Source organism: Streptomyces sp. NBC_01013 (assembly GCF_045162765.1).
Classification (GTDB): Bacteria; Actinomycetota; Actinomycetes; order Streptomycetales; family Streptomycetaceae; genus Streptomyces.
In genome coordinates, this window is record NZ_CP108687.1 from 8,182,685 (window position 1) to 8,207,256 (window position 24,572).

Genomic DNA, 24,572 nt, shown 5'->3' on the forward strand with positions numbered 1-24,572 from the left:
CGACAAGGGACCTTGCGTCCTGTACCCGAAGTCGGCCGAGCCGCTGAGCGGCAGGCTCGTGGCGGCGTTCGAGAACAGTCAGGGAGACCCGGCCATTGATCGGTAACCGTCCGCAACGACGCCGACCCCACTCCGACGTGAGGTATCAGGGGCGGCCCGGACCCTTTGCCTTCACCAACGGAAGGTGACAAGACGCCGAATCGGCGGCTTGCCCAAGCGGCCGGGGTGGCGCTGTGCTGCTGCCGTGCCGGACACCCCGGCCGGAGTCCAGGAGGACACGGTGGAAGCATTCGCGGTAGGGGAGACGGCCGTGCGACGCGACGTGCACCGCAGCGGCCGGGTATGGAGCGAGCAGGCGCTGCGGGTGATCGCCGACACCACCGAGGCTCTGGTGACAGCCTGCGCACCCGGGGCTGAGGCTCTGTGGCCGTCGCTGTACGCCAAGGCGCGTGCCGAGGGCGACCGTACGGTGCGCACCGAGGCCTTCGACGCGATGGCGACGGGGGAGTGGGATGCTCGCGCCCGGGGCGTGGCAGGACGCCGAGCTGCTGCTGTGGAAGCCGCCGACGGCGTGGTTCAGCATCAATGCCTTCTACACGACGACGGGGCTGAGGAACCGGTACGTCAACTTCGAGCACCCCACCCGCCGCACTGAGACCGGTTTCGACACCTTCGACCTGACCGTCGACCTCGTCGTCGACCCAGATCTGAGCACCCTCACATGGAAGGACGAAGACGAGTACGCCCACGTCCGGCGTCTGGGCATCGTCACCGACACTGAGCACCGGGCAGTGGAGCTCGCCCGCGCCCAGGTCCTCGCCCTGCTCGACGACCGGGCCGGGCCGTTCGCGGACGCCGCGCGATGGGCGTCCTGGCGCTGGAACCCGGCCTGGCTCACGCCGCGCCTGCCCCATGTGGCCATCACCCCGCTGGACCCCGGGCCGGCGAGGACGTGTGCCGGCTGCTGCCCCGCCGGGCGGCCGGAAGATGCGCGAACGGGTGAATGGCACCACCCTTGAAGCATGGCTGAGCAACTCGTACCTCCCGGGGAGACCCCACCGGTCGAGGGCTGTATCGCGGAAGCCCACGACGAGCGCGCGGACGGAGGCATGTGGGAGCACCCCGGAATCTGGCTGGGGCTCATCGTCTTGGGCGCAGTACTCATCGCTGCCCTCTTCATCGCCCGGACAGTGGCTCTGTGATCTGACAGCGAAGGCGACAAGAGGCCTTCCCGCAGGCCGCTTTCGGGTCCCGGACCGCCGGGGCGAACAGAGCTGGCGGCACTCAACTGACGCTTGCGTGAGTTTCGCTCGGGCTGACTGCTCAAGCGCCCACATCACTCTCCGGCGTCGCGATGGGACTTTGAGTGGTCCCGCTGTGTCGGCAGGGGGGACTGAGGTATGCGAAGCGGCTCCGCCCAGGCAGGGCGGAGCCGCTTCGCTGTGATGTAAGGCGGTGATGGCCGTCAGGCGTGGCGGCGGTTGCCCGTGACGACGCGATACAGCACCAGCAGGATGATCGAGCCGACGATGGCGGCAATCCAGGTGGAAAGGTCGAAGAAGCCGTCGATGGAGTCGACGCCGAAGATGACCTTGCCGAGCCAGCCGCCGAGCAGACCGCCCGCGATACCGATGAGCATCGTGATGATGATGCCGCCCGGGTCCTTGCCCGGCATGAGCGCCTTGGCGATGAGGCCTGCGAGCAACCCGATGATGATCCAAGCAATGATGCCCATAATGCCTCTCCTGCCTGTTCGTATAAAGACGGTGTCAAGGACCGTCTTTACCGTATCGGTGCTTTCAAACGCTGATCGCATTTCTCGATCCAGGTGAGCTAAAGGGGTGCCGGTCAGTGCTGGACCGGGCGGGACCGTCAGAGCCGAGCGAACCGCTGGCGGCACTGAGCTTGTTCCGCTTGGACGGACACCATCGGTGTGGTGGTGAGCCTGCGAGTGCGGCCTCGTCCTCGCGAAGGTGATCGGCGGCACGGGGCCGACACTGGGCTCGCAGGCAGCCCGCCCCGGTGACGACTCGCCGCCGCACATCCAGCAGCCCGGCGTCCGCACACGCCGGGCCGGACTGCAGGAGGAGTCGCGTGAGCAGGGGGCGGTCCACATCTCCAGGCACACTCGCGAGCCGAGCCGAGCCGAGCCGAGCCGAGCCGAGCCGAGCCGAGCCGGGCCGGGCCGGGCCGGGCCGAGCCGAGCCGAGCTGAGCTGAGTCCCAGCTCAGCCGAGCAGTCGGCGGAGGCTTGTACCCTGCACTCATTCGACGATCGGACGATCGGACGATCACGGCTGCGGGCATGCGGGCATGCGGGCATGCAGGCACGTGGCGGGCGTCCAGGGGCGGGAGCGCGGGGGTTTCAATGAGTGACCCACATCCGATACGAAGCCGCAGACCGGGCCTCTCGGCCGGTGCGCTCATCATCGCCGGGGTCGTCCTCGTCGCGATCGGGGCCGTCGGCGCCTGGCTCCAGCGCGATGCTCCTGGCCGGAGTACGGAGCCGCGTACGGAGTTCACCGCGAACAACCCGCCCGCCGGTCTGCCCACCGAGCTCACCATCGGCCAGCACCTCCACTGGTCCCGCTGCACTTCGCCCCCCACCGCGCGCACGGGCTACGACTGCGCCGTCATGAAGGCCCCCCTCGATTACCGGAAACCAGGCGGCAGGACGATCGACGTCGCCCTGATCCGCCGCAAGGCCACCGGCCCGAACGCCCGGCGCATCGGCTCGCTCGTCCTCAACTTCGGCGGCCCCGGCGTGTCCGGCGTGAGCGGGCTGCCCGCGCGCCTCAACCAGTACAAGCCGCTCCTCGACCGCTACGATCTGGTCTCCTTCGACCCGCGCGGGGTTGGCGGGACCATCCCCGTGCGGTGCGGGAAGACCGCGGACGACATCGGCTTCGACGGAGCCGACGCCTGCGCCCAGCACTCCGGGGCGCTCCTCCCTTACGTCGGCACCTCGCACACCGCGCGCGACCTCGATCTGATGCGCTACCTCCTCGGCGACGGGCGGCTGCACTACTTCGGGGTCTCGTACGGAACGGCGCTCGGCGCGGTCTACGCCCACCTGTACCCGTCGCACGTCGGACGGCTCGTCCTCGAAGCGTCCGTCGATCCGACCGAGGACCTCGACGAGGAGCAGGTGTCGCAGGTCAAGGCGGTCCAGGCAGCCTTCGACCGCTTCGCTGCGCACTGCGCGGCCCGTATCCGCCACTGCCCGACCGGCGACGGACCCGAGGAGGCCGCGCGACGCATGGCTCGCCTGGCCGACCGCCTGGAGAGGAAGCCTGCCCCGGCCGGCGGCGGAAGGAACCTCGACGCCGACGACCTCGCGTACGCCGTCAGCGACCATCTCCGCCTCGGCACAGACGGCTGGTCGCCGCTCGCCAAGGCCCTCACCGCGCTGATCGACCACAACGACGGCCGTCCGCTGAACAAGGGCGCGGACGACATCGGCTCCGCCGACCACGCGGCGACCCCGCGCGACAGCAGCCGCGCCGCCCTGATCGCGATCACCTGCGCGGACTCCAGCCTGCGCCCTGGCTTCGAACGCCTCGACCGGGAAGGGGACCGCGTCAAAGCCGCCTCACCCGTCTTCGGCGCGGCCTGGTCCACCGGCGTCTACCTCTGTTACGACTGGCCCTTCGACGGCGAGCGCGCCACGCCCCAGGTGAACGCTGACGGCGCGGCCCCCGTCCTAGTGGTCGGCGGCACCGGCGACCCGACTACCCCGTACCCCGGCGCCCGCCACATGGCCCGGGCCCTGGGCGGCGGTGTCGGCGTGCTCCTGACGGCCGAGGAGGAAGGCCACGGCACGTACCCGGAGAACCGCTGCGTCACGGAAGCGGTCAACGAATACCTCCGCACGGGCCGCACCCCGGCTCCGGGAACGGTGTGCCGGGGCAGCATGTCCTGAGGCCCGTACGGGTCCGCCGAGCGGCAGTCAGCACACCGGTCTGCTCGCGGGGTCCGGTGCATGCACCACCACACCGACCGGTCCACACAAGAGAGGGATGGGGACCGGCGTCGGAGTGATCGCCCTCCGCCTCTCACCGCCATCACGAACTTCTGGAGCGATGAAAACGTCGGGCGCGTCCTGGCTGCATACGGCGGAACTCTTGTCGCCGGTTCGATCGCCGGGGGCATGATCCCCGACGGATACCTCCCCGAGCGCTTCGACGTCATCGGAGCCCTCGTCTGCCTCGCAGGAATGACCGTGATCATGTGCTCCCCGCGTGGAAACTGACGACCTCAACCGCAGGTCGCTCCGCAGGTTCTGATCGCCGGACCCACGAGCATCGTTGAGGGGCGGCGTGTCTCCTGGGTGGTCGCACCGTAGATCAGGTGTGCGTGGTGAGGTAGGCGGGTCCCTTGCCCAGCCTGGCTCGTTCGGTGGCGTCAAGGCGAACGAAGGCACGGGGCGCCATCAACTCCTGCCAGTCGGTCATGTCGTGGACGGCCCACATATCGTGCTCGGAGGGATCGAGGCGGATCTGGCGCAGCTGGTCTGCAGTCAGCCGGCCGCCGTCGAAGATGAGACCCACCTTGTTCAGGGGCATGTGGGGGCCGGAGTGCAGGAAGTGGGTCAGGAGGAGTCTTGGCGTCTCCAGGCCGAGTTCGAGGCCGGTTTCTTCGACCGCTTCGCGCCGGGCGGTCTGGAGGGGGTCCTCCCCTTGGGCGTCGAGGTCGCCGCCGGGGAACTGCCAGAGCCGCGAGCCGTAGACCGAGCGCAGCTGTACCGGTCGGTCGTGTTCGTCACGGACGTAGAGACAGCCGTACACCGTGTGGTGGGAGACGGTCTGTGCGTACTGCGATGGCGTCATCGGCATGGGGCGGCCGGGTCGGGCCGGGCGGTGGTCGAACTCGAAGGCGAGAACGCCGAGAGCTTCCTCGGCGGGCGGATGGATGCCCCGGAGCTCGGCGAGTGCTTCCCGGCGTGGACCGTCCGGGTCGATGCGCGCGAAATCCTCCGAACTGAGCAGCTCCTCGAAGGAGGTGTAGGGAGTGATCCGCTGCACGATGACGTCGAGTTCCCGGTTGCTGCCCCGGTCGTGGAAGACGACGGCATCGCCTGCCGCGACTGCACGCTGTTGTGGGGTGGCCACCCCCACCTCGATCGACTTGCGGCCGGCCTCCACTTGGCGGTAGCACTTCGGGCTCAAGCGCATGTGGTGCTCGCGCCGTTCACCCCCTTTTGCCGGGCCGGGGATGGCCGAGGTTGCTGGCTGGGTGTCGTCAGACACGAGTGCCTCCCATTGACGCTTGCGGCTGCTTTGTTGCGGGGAGTGCGGGCCGCTGGGAGGAGGAGCCGGGAGGCGGCCTTGTCGCGATGACGAAGCGGTCTGCTTCGGACGGGGGAGTTCACGGCCATAGCTGACCCTGAACGCGACGTAGAGGTTCGCCTATGCGCCCAGGCGTACGAGAGGTTGACCAGGACTCGGACGGCGAAGCCGGGCACGCTGCCTTTCGCTTCCACAGAGGCTGTGTTCGTGTTCCTTGAAGGTGGTGTCGCTTTTCCGCAGGGGCATTGTTCGAGGCAGTGTTGATCGGCGTCGGCGAGCGTGAGGCTTTCTGCCTTCGAGTGAGGAGGAACAGGCTACTCCTCCGGCTGTTGATCGAGTGGAGACGCGTCGGGGCAGGAAAGTCGAACAGAACGGCGTTGGCGAAGGCGCACGACCGTGCGGAGCGGTCGTGCGATCCGCCTCGGGCAAAATCCCGGAGGCGCACTGGAGAGCAGCGGTTGGACGGCGCGGTGGGCGCGGCGGTCGATCACCGTCACCGCGACCGGTGACCGCCGCCGCAGGGCGCAGGCGCCAACAATCCGGCGAACCCCCGCCGAGGATCCCCATCCGGACCGCTTGGCTTTCGACCGGTCTCTTCCCTCGGGAGCGGTGGGCAGTCACACGCTCCTTCGGCCGGTGAGGCTCGTACACCCCGTTCTGAACACGCTCATCCGCGTTGCCACCTCGGGCGCGCGCGGGCAGCGGGAGCTGCCATAGAGGTGGGATATAGGCCGGTCCTGAACCGTGGCGGGTGCTTGTCCCTCATGACCGCTCGCCTTTGCATGACCGCTCGCCTTTGGAGGATCCGTGCTCCACCGCTTCGCCATGACGGCGACAGACGCGGCCGCGTCGGCGTGCCGCCCCCGCCACGAGTGCACGGACGCGCCGCTGTGGGAGGAGCGCGGAGCCGCTGCCGTACGGCGCCCGGGACGGACGGTCCCGCGCCGGAAACCCGCAAGGCCCCAGTGAAGCTGCGCTGCTCGACACGTGGGCGGTCCTGGGACGGCACCGAGCAGCCATCCGGCCGCGGTGTGGCCGAACTCCCGGCGCCGGCTGAGTACGGCGGCCGGCGGGCCGTGTCGCCGGCCTCTTCCCTGACTCCCGCGGCTCGGCCCTGCCACGCCTGACCCCCTCATTCCGGCCCCGGCACGCTCGCGGTCGGCCGTGCCGACATGTCCGCCTTCCCAGAACCTCGTTCCCAGACGGAGTGACAGATGTCCAGCACCGACCTCGCGACCGCAACGACTGCAGCTGGCACGGCACGGCGTCTCCCGCTGCTGCTCGGCCAGTCCGGGATCTGGTTCGATCTGCAACTGGGCACCGCAGCGGAGCAGTACAACGTAGGTCTCTACACCGACATACGAGGCCCGCTGGATCTCCGGGACTTCCGAGCGGCCGCGAGCCTGGGTGTGGCGGAGACCGAGGCCCTCCGGGTGCGGTTCGCTGCCGGCACCGAAGAGAGTGGGCCGTACCAGGAGGTCGGGGGTCCGGAGGACGACTGGACGCTGACCCTGATCGAAGCGGCGGACGAGGACGAGGCCCACGCCTGGATGCACGCCGACCTCCATCGCAGCATGGACGTCACCCGAGATCCGCTGTTCACCTTCGCTCTGATTTCCCTCTCGGCAGAGCGTCACTTCTTCTATCAGCGCGCCCATCACCTCACCCTTGACGGACACAGCAACGCCCTCGTTCTGCGGCGGATCGCCGAGATTTACACAGCCCTGTGCGAGGGCCGTGACACCACCGAAGGCGCACTGCCCGGCCTCGCCGAGCTGCACTCCGCCCAAGCCGCGTACCGGGCGTCCGAGCGGTACACCGTCGACCGGGCCCACTGGGCCGAGCGGCTCCTCGGCCTGCCCGATCCCACCACTCTCAGCCTCGGCGAGCGCGCGGTACGGACGGCCGGGGCCGAGCCGCTGTGCTGTGCGGGCAGCGTTGCGCCGGGCACTCTGGAACGGCTCACCGCCACGGCTCGTCTGGCCCGCACCAACTGGGCGACCGGCCTCATCGCCGCCGTTGTCGCCTATCTGCACCGGATGACGGGGCAGGAGGAGATCCTGCTCAGTCTGCCCGTCGCCAACCGCACCACAGCCATGGAGAAGCGGGCTCCCGGCATGACGGCCAACGTCCTCCCCCTGCGCGTCGACGTGGGTCGGGCCGTGACTGTCCGCTCCCTCATCCGCCAGACCCTGGACGAGACCCGCCAGACGCTGCGTCACCAGCAGTACCGGTACGAAGAGGTACTGCACGACCTTCGGGGGGAATCCCACGCCGCTGGAGCCGGCGGGTCAGGAGCCAACCGGCAGTTCGGCCCGGTGGTGAACGTCCTGGGCTTCGACCTCGACGTCTCGTTCGCGGACAGCCCCGGCACGGTGCACCGTCTCCCCTCGGGCAACGTCGAGGACGTGGAGTTCTCGGTCTACCCAGTGCCCGGCGAGGGTGGCCTCCAGCTTCAGCTCGTCGCCAACCCCGGCCGGTACAACGATGCCGAACTCGGCGCCCATCAGCGCCGTTTCGCAGCGTTCCTCGCCGCATTCGCCGACCATCCCGATACCGAGATCGCTGACCTCCCCCTCCTGTTGCCGGGGGAACGTGAACGCCTTCTGGGGGAGTGGAATGACACCGCAGTCGAGGTGGCTCCGGGGACTGTCCATGGCTTGGTCGAGTCTCGCGTGGCTGTCGCGCCTGAGCGTACGGCGTTGGTGTTCGGTGCTGAGCGGCTGAGTTATGGGGAGTTGAATGCGCGGGCGAATCGGGTTGCGCATGGGTTGATTGCTCGGGGTGTGGGTCCGGAGTCGGTGGTGGGGGTTGCGCTGCCTCGTTCGGATCGGATGGTTGTCGCGGTGTTGGGCGTGCTGAAGGCGGGTGCGGCCTATTTGCCTGTTGATCTGGGTTATCCCGCGGAGCGGCGGCAGTACATGCTCGACAATGCGCGCGTGGCCTGTGTCGTTGATGAGAGCAATATTGCCCAGATCGCGGAGGGTCAGCCGGAGGATAATCCGCTGGTTGGTGTGGATCCGGGGTGTGCGGCGTATGTCATTTATACGTCTGGTTCGACGGGGCGTCCCAAGGGTGTGGTTGTTGCGCATGCCGGTGTGGTGAACCGGTTGGAGTGGATGCGTGCTGAGTATGGGCTGGGTTCGGGCGACCGGGTGTTGCACAAGACTCCGATCGGTTTCGATGTGTCGGTGTGGGAATTGTTCGGCACGTTGTCCCAGGGCGCCACGTTGGTCATTGCCGAACCCGAGGGTCACAAGGATCCCGTCTATCTCCGGGACCTCATTACCCAACAGGGTGTCACTACTGCACATTTCGTGCCGTCGATGCTGCAGGTCTTTCTCGATGAGCCCGATGTCAAGAGGTGTGATTCGGCTCTGCGTCGTGTGATCTGCTCCGGTGAGGCACTGCCGCCGGAGACTCGTGACGCCTTCTTCCGGACCCTGGGACGCACCGAGTTGCACAACCTCTACGGGCCCACCGAGGCATCTATCGATGTCACGTTCACGCGGTGTCACCCGGGCGTGGATGTCACGATCGGTGGTCCTGTGTGGAACACCCGCGTGTATGTCCTCGATGGTGATCTGCAGCCCGTGCCGGTCGGTACGCCCGGTGATCTCTACCTTGCCGGCGTTCAACTCGCCCGCGGTTACGCCCACCGTCCCGATCTCACCGCCGACGCCTTCATGCCCGATCCCTATGGCGTTGCCGGTACGCGCATGTATGCCACCGGTGATGTTGCGGCCTGGACGCCCGAGGGAAATCTCCGGTATCTCGGACGGAGTGACAACCAGGTCAAGATCCGTGGCCAGCGCGTCGAGTTGGGTGAGATCCAGACCGCTCTGGCCACACTTTCGGGTGTCAGTCAGGCCACTGTTCTTGTTCACGATGGCCGGCTCATCGCCTACTACGTTGCCGAAGCCGGCACTGCTCCCGACTTCGCCGTGCTGCGTGACCGGCTCCCGGACCACATGGTCCCCACCACCTTCATCGAGCTCGACGCCTTTCCGCTCACCCCCAACGGCAAACTCGACCGAAAGGCTCTGCCGATACCGGAGCGCCGGGGCAGTGTCACCTCCCGCCCGCCTCGCAATGCCCGGGAGGAATCCCTGGCCGCACTGTTCGCCGAAGTGCTCGGCATCGACACCCCGGTCGGCATCGACGACAACTTCTTCACGCTCGGCGGTCACTCCCTTCTCGCCACTCGTCTGACCAGCCGAATCCGCACCACGCTCGGCACCGAACTCCCTCTCCGTGCCGTCTTCGAAGCACCCACCGTGGCGCTGCTCGGTGAGCGGATGCAGGACGCTGGCGACCACCGCCCGCCCCTCGTCGCGCATCGCGACCGTCCCGAGCACACCCCGCTCTCCCACGCCCAACGCCGCCTCTGGTTCCTGAACCAGTTGGAGGGCGGCAGCCCCACGTACCACATGCCGCTCGCCGTGCGTCTGCATGGCGACCTTGATGCCGACGCACTCGAAGCCGCACTGAACGACCTCACCACCCGCCACGAAAGCCTGTGCACCGTCTTCGACGAGCACGACGGCGAACCCGAACAGAAGGTGCTGCAGGGCGCCGAGGCCGTGACGGTGATGGAGCGGGTGACCCTGTCCGAGGGTGAGTTGACGGACCGGCTGGCATCTGCCGCCGTGCAGGCCTTCGATCTGGCTGTTGACCTTCCCCTGCGAGCGGTCCTGTTCACGATCGGTGAGTCCGAGCACGTACTGCTGCTGGTGTTGCATCACATCGCCGGCGACGGCTGGTCCTTCGCGCCCCTCGCCCGCGACCTGTCCACCGCCTACCAAGCCCGTTGCCAGGGCACCTCACCCCGTTGGCAGCCACTCCCGGTCCAGTACGCCGACTACAGCCTCTGGCAGCACGAACTGCTCGGCGATGAACACGACCCCGACAGCAGAGCAGCCCGCCAACTGGACTACTGGAGCAATCAACTCGCCGACCTTCCAGCCGAGTTGGCACTGCCCCGCGAGGGGTCGCGTCCGCGCCGCCCTGGTCACCTGGGCGACAGCGTGGCGTGGCAGCTCCCCGCTTCCGTACGCCAAGGACTGGAGAGGCTCGCGCGCGAGTCCGGGGCCAGTCTGTTCATGGTCGTCCAGTCCGCCCTCGCCGGGCTCCTCACCCGGCTCGGCGCAGGAAACGACATTCCCATCGGCGTACCGATCGCCGGACGCACCGACGAGGCACTCAACGACCTCGTCGGCTGCTTCCTCAACACCCTCGTCCTACGCAACGACACCAGCGACAACCCCAGCTTCCGCACCCTCCTCCACCGCACCCGAGAGACCAACCTCCACGCCTACACCCACCAGGACATCCCCTTCGAGCACCTCGTCGAAGTCCTCAACCCCGAACGGTCACCGGGGCGGCACCCGCTTTTCCAGGTACTGCTCAACTTCGAGGAATCTTGGTTGAGTTCCGCATTCGTGCTGCCTGGTACGGAGGCGAGAGCCGAGGCGGTGTCGGTCGGTGCGGCCAAGTTCGACCTGGCGTTCCACGTGGTCACGGCAGACGATGGTGAGCTGTACGGAACGGTCGACTTCGCCACCGATCTGTTCGCTCGCGCGACCGTGCAGGGCATGACGGAGCGGTTTGCGCGGTTCCTCACGGCTGTCGCCGCCGATCCGGACCGTCCGCTCGCCGAGTACCAGATCCTGGCGGACGAGGAACGGCGCCGGCTTCTGGGGGAGTGGAATGACACCGCAGTCGAGGTGGCTCCGGGGACTGTCCATGGCTTGGTCGAGTCTCGCGTGGCTGTCGCGCCTGAGCGTACGGCGTTGGTGTTCGGTGCTGAGCGCCTGAGTTATGGGGAGTTGAATGCGCGGGCGAATCGGGTTGCGCATGGGTTGATTGCTCGGGGTGTGGGTCCGGAGTCGGTGGTGGGGGTTGCGCTGCCTCGTTCGGATCGGATGGTTGTCGCGTTGTTGGGTGTGCTGAAGGCGGGTGCGGCCTATCTGCCTGTTGATCTGGATTATCCCGCGGAGCGGCGGCAGTACATGCTCGACAACGCGCGCGTGGCCTGTGTCGTGGATGAGAGCAATATTGCCCAGATCGCGGAGGGTCAGCCGGAGGATAATCCGCTGGTTGGTGTGGATCCGGGGTGCGCGGCGTATGTCATTTATACGTCGGGTTCGACGGGGCGTCCCAAGGGTGTGGTTGTTGCGCATGCCGGTGTGGTGAACCGGTTGGAGTGGATGCGTGCTGAGTATGGGCTGGGTTCGGGCGACCGGGTGTTGCACAAGACTCCGATCGGTTTCGATGTGTCGGTGTGGGAATTGTTCGGCACGTTGTCCCAGGGCGCCACGTTGGTCATTGCCGAACCCGAGGGTCACAAGGATCCCGCCTACCTGGCCCGGCTGATCAGCCAGGAGCAGGTGACGACCACGCATTTCGTGCCGTCGATGTTGCAGGTTTTTCTCGATGAGCCCGATGTCAAGAGGTGTGATTCGACTCTGCGTCGGGTGATCTGCTCCGGTGAGGCACTGCCGCCGGAGACTCGTGACGCCTTCTTCCGGACCCTGGGACGCACCGAGTTGCACAACCTCTACGGGCCCACCGAGGCATCTATCGATGTCACGTTCACGCGGTGTCACCCGGGCGTGGATGTCACGATCGGTGGTCCTGTGTGGAACACCCGCGTGTATGTCCTCGATGGTGATCTGCAGCCCGTGCCGGTCGGTACGCCCGGTGATCTCTACCTTGCCGGCGTTCAACTCGCCCGCGGTTACGCCCACCGTCCCGATCTCACCGCCGACGCCTTCATGCCCGATCCCTATGGCGTTGCCGGTACGCGCATGTATGCCACCGGTGATGTTGCGGCCTGGACGCCCGAGGGAAATCTCCGGTATCTCGGACGTAGTGACAACCAGGTCAAGATCCGTGGCCAGCGCGTCGAGTTGGGTGAGATCCAGACCGCTCTGGCCACACTTTCGGGTGTCAGTCAGGCCACTGTTCTTGTTCACGATGACCGGCTCATCGCCTACTACGTTGCCGAAGCCGGCACTGCTCCCGACTTCGCCGTGCTGCGTGACCGGCTCCCGGACCACATGGTCCCCACCACCTTCATCGAGCTCGACGCCTTTCCGCTCACCCCCAACGGCAAACTCGACCGAAAGGCTCTGCCGATACCGGAGCGCCGGGGCAGTGTCACCTCCCGCCCGCCTCGCAATGCCCGGGAGGAATCCCTGGCCGCACTGTTCGCCGAAGTGCTCGGCATCGACACCCCGGTCGGCATCGACGACAACTTCTTCACGCTCGGCGGTCACTCCCTTCTCGCCACTCGTCTGACCAGCCGAATCCGCACCACGCTCGGCACCGAACTCCCTCTCCGTGCCGTCTTCGAAGCACCCACCGTGGCGCTGCTCGGTGAGCGGATGCAGGACGCTGGCGACCAACGCCCGCCCCTCGTCGCGCATCGCGACCGTCCCGAGCACACCCCGCTCTCCCACGCCCAACGCCGCCTCTGGTTCCTCAACAAAATGGACCAGTCCGGCTCTGCGTACACGATGCCTGCCGTGCTTCGGCTTACCGGGCCGCTTGATGCGGAGGCCCTTTCGGCTGCCCTGGGTGACGTCGTCGAGCGCCACGAAAGCCTGCGCACCGTCGTTCAGGAACACGGCGGCGAGCCCGTCCAGGTGATCAGGGAACACGATGCCGGCCGGAACGTACTCGAGATGGTGGCGGCAGACGGGTCTGCTCTGGATCGGCTCATCATGGAGTACGGTCACCGCCCCTTCGATCTGGCTGCTGAGCTTCCCCTGCGAGCGGTCCTGTTCGCGATCGGTGAGTCCGAGCACGTACTGCTGTTGGTGTTGCATCACATCGCCGGCGACGGCTGGTCCTTCGCGCCCCTCGCCCGCGACCTGTCCACCGCCTACCAAGCCCGTTGCCAGGGCGGCTCACCCCGTTGGCAGCCACTCCCGGTCCAGTACGCCGACTACAGCCTCTGGCAGCACGAACTGCTCGGGGATGAACACGACCCCGACAGCAGAGCAGCCCGCCAACTGGACTACTGGCAGACCCAACTCGCCGACCTCCCCACCGAACTCAACCTCCCCACCGACCGACCTCGCACCGCCATTACCACCCGCGCAGAAGGCGTCTCCCGCTGGCAGGTCGGAGTGGACTTGCTCGGAATGCTGGACCCGCTCATCCGCGAGTCCGGGGCCAGTCTGTTCATGGTTGTCCAGGCCGGCCTCGCCGGGCTCCTCACCCGGCTCGGCGCAGGAAACGACATTCCCATCGGCGTACCGATCGCCGGACGCACCGACGAGGCACTCAACGACCTCGTCGGCTGCTTCCTCAACACCCTCGTCCTACGCAACGACACCAGCGACAACCCCAGCTTCCGCACCCTCCTCCACCGCACCCGAGAGACCAACCTCCACGCCTACACCCACCAGGACATCCCCTTCGAGCACCTCGTCGAAGTCCTCAACCCCGAACGCTCCCTCACCCGCCACCCCCTCTTCCAAGTCGCCCTCAACTTCCAGAACAACACCGAAGCCGTCCTCGAGCTCCCGCACATCGCCACGGCAACCGAGCCGGTGCCGGGCCTCACGGCCAAGTTCGACTTGTCCTTCACCATCCGGAACGCGGCCGACGGATCAATTGACGGAACGATCGAGTACAACCGCGACCTGTTCGACCAGGCAACTGCCGACCTGTTCGGCCAGCGGCTCGTACGCCTCCTTGAGGCCGCTGCCGAGCGACCCGACGAACCGCTCTCCCAGCACCCACTCCTCACCACCGAAGAGCACCACCAGCTTCTGGAGGAGTGGAACGACACGGGTGTGGAGGTCGCCGGGCCGGGCACGTTGCATGAGCTCTTCGAGGAGCGGGTCGGCGCGACACCGGATGCTTGTGCCGTTGTGTTCCAGGGACTGCGGCTGAGTTATGGGGAGTTGAATGCGCGGGCGAATCGGGTTGCGCATGGGTTGATTGCTCGGGGTGTGGGTCCGGAGTCGGTGGTGGGGGTTGCGCTGTCTCGTTCGGATCGGATGGTTGTCGCGTTGTTGGGTGTGCTGAAGGCGGGTGCGGCCTATCTGCCCGTTGATCTGGGTTATCCCGCGGAGCGGCGGCAGTACATGCTCGACAACGCGCGCGTGGCCTGTGTTGTCGACGAACACGTCCTGAGCACACTCATGATCGGTCAGCCGGAGGATAATCCGCTGGTTGGTGTGGATCCGGGGTGTGCGGCGTATGTCATTTATACGTCTGGTTCGACGGGGCGTCCCAAGGGTGTGGTTGTTGCGCATGCCGGTGTGGTGAACCGGTTGGAGTGGATGCGTGCTGAGTATGGGCTGGGTTCGGGCGACCGGGTGTTGCACAAGACTCCGGTCGGTTTCGATGTGTCGGTGTGGGAATTGTTCGGCACGTTGTCCCAGGGCGCCACGTTGGTCATTGCCGAACCTGAGGGTCACAAGGACCCCGCCTACCTGGCCCGGCTGATCAGCCGGGAGCAGGTGACGACCACGCACTTCGTGCCGTCCATGCTCCAGGTCTTCCTGAACGAACTCGACACCGACACCCGCTGTTCCCTACGTCGTGTGCTCTGCTCCGGCGAGGCGTTGTCTCCCGAGACCCGTGACACGTTCTTCCGGACCTTGGCCGATGTGGAACTGCACAACCTCTACGGGCCCACCGAGGCCTCCATCGAGGTCACCCACACTCCCTGCCACCCCGGTGTGGATGTCACGATCGGTCGTCCTGTGTGGAACACCCGCGTGTATGTCCTCGATGGTGATCTGCAGCCCGTGCCGGTCGGTACGCCCGGTGACCTCTACCTCGCCGGCGTTCAACTCGCCCGCGGTTACGCCCACCGTCCCGATCTCACCGCCGACGCCTTCATACCTGATCCACATGGCATTGCCGGTACGCGCATGTATGCCACCGGTGATGTTGCGGCATGGACCCCCGACGGAAATCTCCGGTATCTCGGACGGAGTGACAACCAGGTCAAGATCCGAGGCCAGCGCGTCGAGTTGGGCGAGATCCAGACCGCTCTGGCCGCACTCGCCGGCATCAGCCAGGCCACCGTCCTCGTCCACAATGACCGGCTCATCGCCTACTACGTCTCCGAAGCCGGCACTGCTCCCGACTTCGCCGTACTGCGTGACCGGCTCCCGGACCACATGGTCCCCACCACTTACGTCCAGCTCGACGTCCTGCCGCTCACCCCCAACGGCAAGCTCGACCGAAAAGCCCTGCCGATACCCGAGCAGCGGAGCAGCGTCACCTTCCGCCCGCCCCGCAATGCCCGGGAGGAAACCCTCACCGCGCTGTTCGCCCAAGTGCTCGGCATCAACACCCCGGTCGGCATCGACGACAACTTCTTCACCCTCGGCGGCCACTCCCTCCTCGCAGTCTCCCTGGTGGAGCGACTGCGCGAACGCGGAGTGTCCATCGACGTCCGGACCCTGTTCTCCACCCCGACTGTGGCCGGTCTGGCCACAGCGACCGGCCGGTCGGAAGTCACGGTGCCCCCCAATCTCATCCCGGCTGACGCACTGACGATCACTCCCGACATGCTGCCGCTCGTCGACCTGAGCAGGGAGGAAGTAGCGGCGATGCTCGCGCAGGTGCCGGGCGGAGTCTCCAACATCGCGGACGTCTACCCGCTGGCCCCCCTCCAGGAAGGCATCCTCTTCCATCACCTCATGGCAGCCGACCGTGGAGACGACGTCTATGTGTTGCCGGTAGTGCTGCGCTTCGACTCCCTGGACCGGTTCGAGCGCTTCCGCTCGGCCTTGCAGAGGGTCGTCGACCGGCACGACATCCTGCGCACCGCCGTCCTCTGGGAAGGACTCAGAGAACCCGTCCAGGTCGTGCTGCGCCACGCCGAAGTCCCCGTCACCACCATTCGGCCGGAACGTGAAGACGCCGTACATGCAGAGACTGCCGGTGGCGTCCTGTCAGACTGGTTGTTGACGGCCTGTCCGTCCGTGATGGACCTACGTGAGGCCCCCCTGGTACGCCTGCACGTCACTGAATCGGACGAGGGTCAGCAGCTGTACGCCCTCCTTCAGATCCACCACCTGATCCAGGACCACACCGCACTCGCCGTGGTGCTGGACGAGGTGCGCGCGGTTCTCGACTCTCGGGAGCACGAACTTCCGGCACCGCTGCCGTTTCGTGACGTGGTCGCCCAGGCGCGACTGGGCATGTCGCAGGAGGAACACCAGGCGTACTTCACCGCCCTCCTGGGTGACGTGACCGAGCCGACCGCCCCGTACGGTGTGGTTGAAATCCATGGCGACGGCTCCGACATCGCCGAGGCATCGGTGCCGCTCGACGCCACCCTCGCCGGCCGCCTGCGCGAGCAGGCTCGGCGTCACGGTGTCAGCCCGGCCACGTTGTTCCACGTCATATGGAGCCGTGTGACGGCTGCGACGTCCGGACGGGACGATGTCGTCTTCGGCACCGTTCTGTTCGGCCGCATGCAAGCCGGAGCCGGCTCGGACCGCGTACCCGGCCTGTTCATCAACACTCTGCCGGTACGGATGCGCAGCGGTTCGGTCACCGTCGCCGAAGCCGTTTCCGGCATGCGGGACCAGCTGGGCGCGCTTGTCGTCCACGAACACGCCCCGCTGTCCCTGGCGCAACAGGTCAGTGGTGTGCCGGCCCGGACGCCCTTGTTCACCTCGCTGCTGAATTACCGGCACAGCACCAGCCTTGAGACATCCGGCGCGGGTACGGCGTTGGAGGGCATCGAGGTGTTGCAGAGCCATGAGCGCACCAACTACCCGGTCACCATTTCGGTGGACGACTCCGGCGACGCGTTCACGATCACCGCCCAGACGGTCACTTCGATCGATTCGCAGGCCATGTGCGAACAAGTGAGCACCGCCGCCGAGCAACTGGTCGAAGCGCTCGAAGGCGACCCTGACGCCCATCTTCACCGTGTGGGTGTTTTGGACGGGGCAAAGCGACGGCGGCTTCTGGAGGAGTGGAACGACACGGGTGTGGAGGTCGCCGGGCCGGGCACGTTGCATGAGCTCTTCGAGGAGCGGGTCGGCGCGACACCGGATGCTTGTGCCGTTGTGTTCCAGGGACTGCGGCTGAGTTATGGGGAGTTGAATGCGCGGGCGAATCGGGTTGCGCATGGGTTGATTGCTCGGGGTGTGGGTCCGGAGTCGGTGGTGGGGGTTGCGCTGTCTCGTTCGGATCGGATGGTTGTCGCGTTGTTGGGTGTGCTGAAGGCGGGTGCGGCCTATCTGCCCGTTGATCTGGGTTATCCCGCGGAGCGGCGGCAGTACATGCTCGACAACGCGCGCGTGGCCTGTGTTGTCGACGAACAGGTCCTGAGCACACTCATGATCGGTCAGCCGGAGGATAATCCGCTGGTTGGTGTGGATCCGGGGTGTGCGGCGTATGTCATTTATACGTCTGGTTCGACGGGGCGTCCCAAGGGTGTGGTTGTTGCGCATGCCGGTGTGGTGAACCGGTTGGAGTGGATGCGTGCTGAGTATGGGCTGGGTTCGGGCGACCGGGTGTTGCACAAGACTCCGGTCGGTTTCGATGTGTCGGTGTGGGAGTTGTTCGGCACGTTGTCCCAGGGCGCCACGTTGGTCATTGCCGAACCTGAGGGTCACAAGGATCCCGCCTACCTGGCCCGGCTGATCAGCCAGGAGCAGGTGACGACCACGCATTTCGTGCCGTCCATGCTGCAGGTCTTTCTCGATGAGCCCGATGCCCAGAGGTGTGATTCGGCTCTGCGTCGTGTGATCTGCTCCGGTGAGGCCCTGCCGCCGGAGACTCGTGACACGTTCTTCCGGACCTTGGCCGATGTGGAACTGCACAACCTCTACGGGCCCACCGAGGCATCTATCGATGTCACGTTCACGCGGTGTCACCCGGGCGTGGATGTCACGATCGGTGGTCCTGTGTGGAACACCCGCGTGTATGTCCTCGATGGTGATCTGCAGCCCGTGCCGGTCGGTACGCCCGGTGATCTCTACCTTGCCGGCGTTCAACTCGCCCGCGGTTACGCCCACCGTCCCGATCTCACCGCCGACGCCTTCATGCCCGATCCCTATGGCGTTGCCGGTACGCGGATGTATGCCACCGGTGATGTTGCGGCCTGGACGCCCGAGGGAAATCTCCGGTATCTCGGACGGAGTGACAACCAGGTCAAGATCCGTGGCCAGCGCGTCGAGTTGGGTGAGATCCAGACCGCTCTGGCCACACTTTCGGGTGTCAGTCAGGCCACTGTTCTTGTTCACGATGGCCGGCTCATCGCCTACTACGTTGCCGAAGCCGACACTGCTCCCGACTTCGCCGTGCTGCATGACCGGCTCCCGGACCACATGGTCCCCACCACTTACGTCCAGCTGGAGACACTGCCGCTCACCCCCAACGGCAAACTCGACCGAAAGGCTCTGCCGATACCGGAGCGCCGGGGCAGTGTCACCTCCCGCCCGCCTCGCAATGCCCGGGAGGAATCCCTGGCCGCACTGTTCGCCGAAGTGCTCGGCATCGACACCCCGGTCGGCATCGACGACAACTTCTTCACGCTCGGCGGTCACTCCCTTCTCGCCACTCGTCTGACCAGCCGAATCCGCACCACGCTCGGCACCGAACTCCCTCTCCGTGCCGTCTTCGAAGCACCCACCGTGGCGCTGCTCGGTGAGCGGATGCAGGACGCTGGCGACCAACGCCCGCCCCTCGTCGCGCATCGCGACCGTCCCGAGCACACCCCGCTCTCCCACGCCCAACGCCGCCTCTGGTTCCTGAACCAGTTGGAGGGCGGCAGCCCCACGTACCACATGCCGCTCGCCGTGCGTCTGCATGGCGACCTTGATGCCGACGCACTCGAAGCCGCACTGAACGACCTCACCACCCGCCACGAAAGCCTGTGCACCGTCTTCGACGAGCACGACGGCGAACCCGAACAGAAGGTGCTGCAGGGCGCCGAGGCCGTGACGGTGATGGAGCGGGTGACCCTGTCCGAGGGTGAGTTGACGGACCGGCTGGCATCTGCCGCCGTGCAGGCCTTCGATCTGGCTGTTGACCTTCCCCTGCGAGCGGTCCTGTTCACGATCGGTGAGTCCGAGCACGTACTGCTGCTGGTGTTGCATCACATCGCCGGCGACGGCTGGTCCTTCGCGCCCCTCGCCCGCGACCTGTCCACCGCCTACCAAGCCCGTTGCCAGGGCACCTCACCCCGTTGGCAGCCACTCCCGGTCCAGTACGCCGACTACAGCCTCTGGCAGCACGAACTGCTCGGCGACGAACACAACCCCGACAGCAGAGCAGCCCGCCAACTGGACTACTGGCAAACCCAACTCGCCGACCTCCCCACCGAACTCAACCTCCCCACCGACCGGCCACGGCCTGCCATCGCCGGCCACCGGGGTGGAATCTCGTACTGGAATGTCGATGCGGAGCTGATGAACAGGCTCGAGTCGCTCGCGCGCGAGTCCGGGGCCAGTCTGTTCATGGTTGTCCAGGCCGGCCTCGCCGGGCTCCTCACCCGGCTCGGCGCAGGAAACGACATTCCCATCGGCGTACCGATCGCCGGACGCACCGACGAGGCACTCAACGACCTCGTCGGCTGCTTCCTCAACACCCTCGTCCTACGCAGCGACACCAGCGACAACCCCAGCTTCCGCACCCTCCTCCACCGCACCCGAGAGACCAACCTCCACGCCTACACCCACCAGGACATCCCCTTCGAGCACCTCGTCGAAGTCCTCAACCCCGAACGCTCCCTCACCCGCCACCCCCTCTTCCAAGTCGCCCTCAACTTCCAGAACAACACCGAAGCCGTCCTCGATCTGGCAGACGGCACCACAGTCCGGCAGGTCGAAGTGAGCGCCGGACACGCGAAGTTCGACCTGTCGTTCACGTTGCGCAATGCGCCTGAGGGAGGCCTGCTCGGTGCGATCGAGTACGCCACCGATCTGTTCGACCAGGACACCGTCGACCTGCTGGGACAACGACTCCTACGCCTCCTCGACGCGGCGGCCGAACGGCCCGACGAACTGCTCTCCCAGCACGCGCTCCTCACCTCCGAAGAGCAGCACCAACTCCTGGAGGAGTGGAACGGCGGCACCCCGCCCGAAACGGCTCCCGAGACCCTGCACCACCTCTTCGAGAGGCAGGCCGGCGCCACCCCCGACCACGTTGCTCTGGTCCATGGCGACGACCAACTCACCTACGCCGAGCTCAACGCACGGGCCAACCGGCTCGCCCACCGGCTCATCGCGGACGGGGCGGGGCCCCACACGGTCGTGGCGGTGTCGCTGCCGCGTTCGCTGGAGCTGATCGTGGCGCTGCTCGGAGTCCTGAAATCGGGGGCCGCCTATTTGCCGGTCGACCCCGAGTACCCGGCGGAACGGGTGGCGTTCATGTTGGAGGACGTGAAGTCGGTCGCCCTCCTGGACGACGGTGAGCTGGTGCGGGCACCGGGCGAATGGCCGGCGACCGACCCGGTCGCCCCGGCAGACGCGGCCGCGGCGGCCCGGCTCCCCTCGTACGTCATCTACACCTCTGGGTCGACGGGGCGTCCGAAGGGCGTCGTCATCCGCCATGACGCAGTGGTGCATTACCTCGCGTACTTGCACGAACTGACCGGACTCGACGCCGGTGACACGGTGCTGAACCTCGCCTCGGTGTCCTTCGACCCGTCCGTGCGGGACATCTTCGGCCCGTTGACGGCCGGCGCACGGCTCGTGGTGGCCAAGCCGGAGGAGGCGAAAGATCCGGCCGCTCTGCTGGGGCTTCTGCGCCGGCACCGGGTGACTGTGCTGCCGGCGCTGGTCCCGACCATGCTCGACGCGCTCTCGGACGCCGCGCGGGACGCAGCCGGAGAGAACGACGTACCGTCGCCGTGGCTGCGGATGGGGCTCGTCAGCGGCGAGGAGCTGACAGCCTCGCATGTGTGGCGCGCCGCGGCTGTCGGGACGCACTGGCGGCTCGTGAACCAGTACGGGCCCACCGAGTCGACGATGACCGCGACCTTCCATCCGGTCACGGAGGCGGACGCGCGGGAGGGTGCCCGGCTCCCGATCGGGCGGCCGATCCCGGGCGCCCGCTGCTACGTACTCGACGAGTGGCTGCAGCCGATGCCGGTCGGGTCCACGGGTGAGCTGTACCTCGCCGGTGACGACCTTGCGGACGGCTACGTGAACAGTCCGGGACTGACCGCGCAGAGGTTTGTGGCCGACCCGTACGGATCGCGTCCGGGGTCCCGGATGTACCGGACCGGCGATATCGCGCGGTGGCGGGCCGACGGCACGCTGGAGTTCCACGGGCGCGCCGACGACCAGGTCAAGCTGCGCGGCATCCGCGTCGAGCTGGGGGAGATCCAAGCGGTGCTGGCGGCCGTCGACGGGGTCGCTCAGGCCGGTGTCGTGGTGCGTGAGGACGTGCCGGGGCGACAGCTGCTGACCGGGTACGTGGTGCCCGATGCCGGGGCCGAGCCGACGGCGGACACCCTGCGGCGGGCCCTGGAGGAGCGACTGCCCGCGCACATGGTGCCGGGGGCGTTCGTGGTGCTGGATGCTCTGCCGCTCAGTCCCAACGGAAAGTTGGACCGCAAGGCCCTGCCCGCACCGCAGCACACCGACGGCGAGGGCCGGGAGCCCAGCACGCCGGTCGAGAAGGCGCTGGCGGAGCTGTTCTGTGATGTTCTCCGCCTGGACCGGGTCGGCGCGGACGACAACTTCTTCACCCTGGGCGGACATTCGCTGCTGGCAGCGCGGCTGGTGAGCCGGGTGCACGCGGTGCTGGGGGTGGAGCTGCATCTGCGCAGCCTGTTCCAAGCACCGACGGTGGCTGCGCTCGCCGCGCTCGTCGAGCGCGACGACGGGGCCGACAACTCGCTCGACGGCCTGTTGCCGATCCGGGCGCAGGGCACCGGCACGCCACTGTTCTGCGTACACCCGGTGGGCGGCCTCAGCTGGTGCTACGCCCGGCTCGTGCCGTACCTCGGCGACGAGTTCCCGGTGTACGGGCTCCAGGCCCGTGGCATCGCCGCCGACGGGCAGTGCCCGGCGCGCACGATCGAGGAGATGGCCGACGACTACGTCGAGCAGATCCGCCGGGTGCAACCGCGCGGCCCGTACCGGCTGCTGGGCTGGTCGGTGGGCGGAAACGTGGCGCATGCGATCGCGGTGCGGCTGCGCCGGCTCGGTGAGCCGGTGGACCTCGTCGCGCTGCTCGACTCCTGCCCCAGCGACCTGATGGACAAGCCCACCCGCGCGATGGAGCGCGAACGGCTGCACAAGGTGGTCGCCGATTTCGATCTGGACGCGGCGGACATCGAGTGGTTCGAAAGCGACGACTCCGAGTTCGGACGTACCCTGCGAAAGGAACTGAGCGTGATGAAGGGAATGTCCCGCGAGCAGATCAGCGCCATGTGGGACACCTCGTTGAACACCAGCCTGATCCTGCGGGACTACCGACCCGAGCGGTTGGATGTGGCACTGCTCTATTTCACCGCACTGCTGGAGCGGCCTCCGGGCAGCCCGGACGTCACGGCCTGGGAGCCGTACTCCGGGGGGCCGATCGAGGAATACGGCATCGAGTCCAGCCACGGCGGGATGATGGACGCCGCGCCGGTGGCTGCCATCGGCCGGGTCCTCGGCGATGTGCTGCGCCGGATCGAAGGTGCGCGATGAGTGCCATGACCGACCAGAACGCGGCGGACCGGGCACCGTCGCTGAGCCGTAACCGGGACTTCTGGCTGCTGTGGAGCGGCAGCGGGCTCTCCGTGCTCGCGTCGCGGGCCGCCACCGCCGGGTATGCGCTGCTGGCGCTTTGGTACACGGGGTCGGGGCGGGCGGCCGGCCTGGTGGCGTTCGCCGCGCTGCTGCCGCACCTGGTGGTCCAGCTGCCGGCTGGAGTGCTGGTCGACCGGTGGGACCGCAAGCGGCTGATGGTGGGCTGCGAGGTGGGCCGGGCTCTTGCCCTGCTGAGTGTGGCCGTCGCGGCTGCCACCGGGCGGTTCTGGTTGCTGCATCTGATGGCGGTGGCCCTGGTGGAGACGAGCCTGGGCCTGGTCCACCAGCTGGCGGAGCAGGGTGCGGTGCGCCATGTGGTGTCAGCGCACCAGCTGGGGGCCGCCCTTGCCCGCAACGAGACCCGCGCCCGGGCGGCCGGACTTGTCGGCGGGCCGCTGGGGACGGCGCTGTTCGCTCTGACCCGCTGGCTTCCGTTCGCCTTCGCCACCCTCGGGCAACTGCTGTCGCTGCTCGCCCTGCTTCTGATCCGCCGGGACTTCCAGGAGCGGAGGGAGCGTGTCAAGCGGTCGCTGGTCAGGGAAATGCGTGAGGGTGTGCAGTGGCTTCTCGGGCAGCGGTTCCTACGGGCCGCGGTGTGTCTGGTGGCCGGTACGAACGTGCTCTTCCAAGTGCTGATGCTGGTTATTCCGTTCGCACTGGTCGAAGAGGACGGCCGCTCCCCGGTGGCGGTCAGCGTCGTGATGGCGGCCGGCGGGATCGGCGGAATGCTCGGAGCCCTCAGCGCGCAGTGGTGGGTCCCCCGCGTGTATCTGCGGACCGTACTGATCGGCGGGCTCGCACTGTGGGCCTTGCTCGTGCCACTGATGGCTGTCGCGCATCATCCGCTGCTGATGGCGGTGGCCTGCGGGGCGATGAGCTACGTCAGCGGTGTGTTCAACGTGGTGGCCGCCGTCTACCAGATCCGTATCACCCCCGACGAGCTGCTGGGCCGTACGGTCGGAGCGGCGGGCACATTCGCGTACGGCGCCAGCGCGCTCGGGGCGCTGGCGGGCGGAGTGATGCTCGATGTCTGGGGAAGCCGCCGCACGGTCCTCGCGGTTGCCGCGCTCATGGCACTGACGGCCCTGGCCGCGGCCCTGGTACCCGCAGTGAGAGCCGCCGCCCACCCTGCTTCGGGTGGCGCGGCCCAGGACCGGCCCACCGTCGAGGAGAGTGGCGTGTAACGCACGTGTGCGGCATGAGAGCCCTGGACGCTCCCACCGTTCCGAGCCCCAGGCCAGCTCCCCGCACCGAATGACCGGGGCGGGGAGCCGGCCTGCGGCCTGCGACTGGCAGCGCCGGATCACGTCGGTGTGTCCGTGTTCTGCAGGGATACGCCGGTGTGAAAGCGACGGGAGAGCCCGTTCTGGTCACCTGCGGCATGCCCTCCCTGGACGGTGTTCGCCGGACTCGCGCTCGGCGCCGAGCAGTTCGGGGACCAGGACTCCGGCACAAGGCGGGGTACCGGTAAGTGATGACCCTCGCGGCCGACCCGGCCGCCAGGCTTGCGAGCAGGCCGCGCAGTGCAACTGGGCGCAGTGCCC

General features: G+C 67.4%; 7 protein-coding genes and 1 pseudogene. 6 read left to right on the top strand and 2 right to left on the bottom strand.

Annotation, left to right across the window (positions count from 1 at the left end; translation table 11 throughout):
- Positions 1 to 512: 512 nt before the first annotated feature.
- Together OG538_RS35520 and OG538_RS35525 are read left to right on the top strand one after the other, a co-directional pair.
- Positions 513 to 1,019 carry a DUF402 domain-containing protein gene (locus OG538_RS35520; RefSeq protein WP_406099747.1) on the top strand — a complete coding sequence of 169 codons (507 nt, stop codon included), beginning with the start codon at positions 513 to 515 and terminating at the stop codon, positions 1,017 to 1,019.
- A gap of 3 nt (positions 1,020 to 1,022) precedes the next feature.
- On the top strand, positions 1,023 to 1,202 hold the full coding sequence (locus OG538_RS35525) for a DUF6480 family protein (protein WP_406099749.1): 180 nt from the start codon (positions 1,023 to 1,025) through the stop codon (positions 1,200 to 1,202).
- Between the two features lie 263 nt (positions 1,203 to 1,465).
- Here the strand turns inward: OG538_RS35525 and OG538_RS35530 are convergent, their stop codons facing one another.
- Positions 1,466 to 1,735: a GlsB/YeaQ/YmgE family stress response membrane protein gene (locus OG538_RS35530; protein ID WP_406099750.1), complete on the bottom strand. Its 270-nt coding sequence runs from the start codon at positions 1,733 to 1,735 to the stop codon at positions 1,466 to 1,468.
- A 632-nt stretch (positions 1,736 to 2,367) separates the two neighbouring features.
- Between OG538_RS35530 and OG538_RS35535 the strand changes: the two genes are divergently transcribed.
- Both OG538_RS35535 and OG538_RS35540 read left to right on the top strand, forming a co-directional pair.
- A complete protein-coding gene (locus OG538_RS35535) occupies positions 2,368 to 3,921 on the top strand; it encodes an alpha/beta hydrolase (protein WP_406099751.1) in 1,554 nt (517 codons plus the stop codon).
- A 106-nt stretch (positions 3,922 to 4,027) separates the two neighbouring features.
- A pseudogene (locus OG538_RS35540) lies at positions 4,028 to 4,251 on the top strand (hypothetical protein); the annotation flags it as partial.
- 94 nt (positions 4,252 to 4,345) lie between these two features.
- On the opposite strand, the gene OG538_RS35545 reads toward OG538_RS35540, so the two are convergent.
- A complete protein-coding gene (locus OG538_RS35545) occupies positions 4,346 to 5,173 on the bottom strand; it encodes an NUDIX domain-containing protein (RefSeq protein WP_406099753.1) in 828 nt (275 codons plus the stop codon).
- Positions 5,174 to 6,501: 1,328 nt separating this feature from the next.
- Between OG538_RS35545 and OG538_RS35550 the strand changes: the two genes are divergently transcribed.
- Both OG538_RS35550 and OG538_RS35555 read left to right on the top strand, forming a co-directional pair.
- Positions 6,502 to 22,926, top strand: a complete 16,425-nt coding sequence (locus OG538_RS35550; RefSeq protein ID WP_406099755.1) for an amino acid adenylation domain-containing protein — start codon at positions 6,502 to 6,504, stop codon at positions 22,924 to 22,926.
- The gene (locus tag OG538_RS35555) at positions 22,923 to 24,212 is read left to right on the top strand and encodes an MFS transporter (RefSeq protein ID WP_406099756.1); all 1,290 of its coding nucleotides are present in this window, start codon (positions 22,923 to 22,925) and stop codon (positions 24,210 to 24,212) included. The genes OG538_RS35550 and OG538_RS35555 overlap by 4 nt, the downstream gene beginning before the upstream one ends.
- Positions 24,213 to 24,572 lie beyond the last annotated feature (360 nt).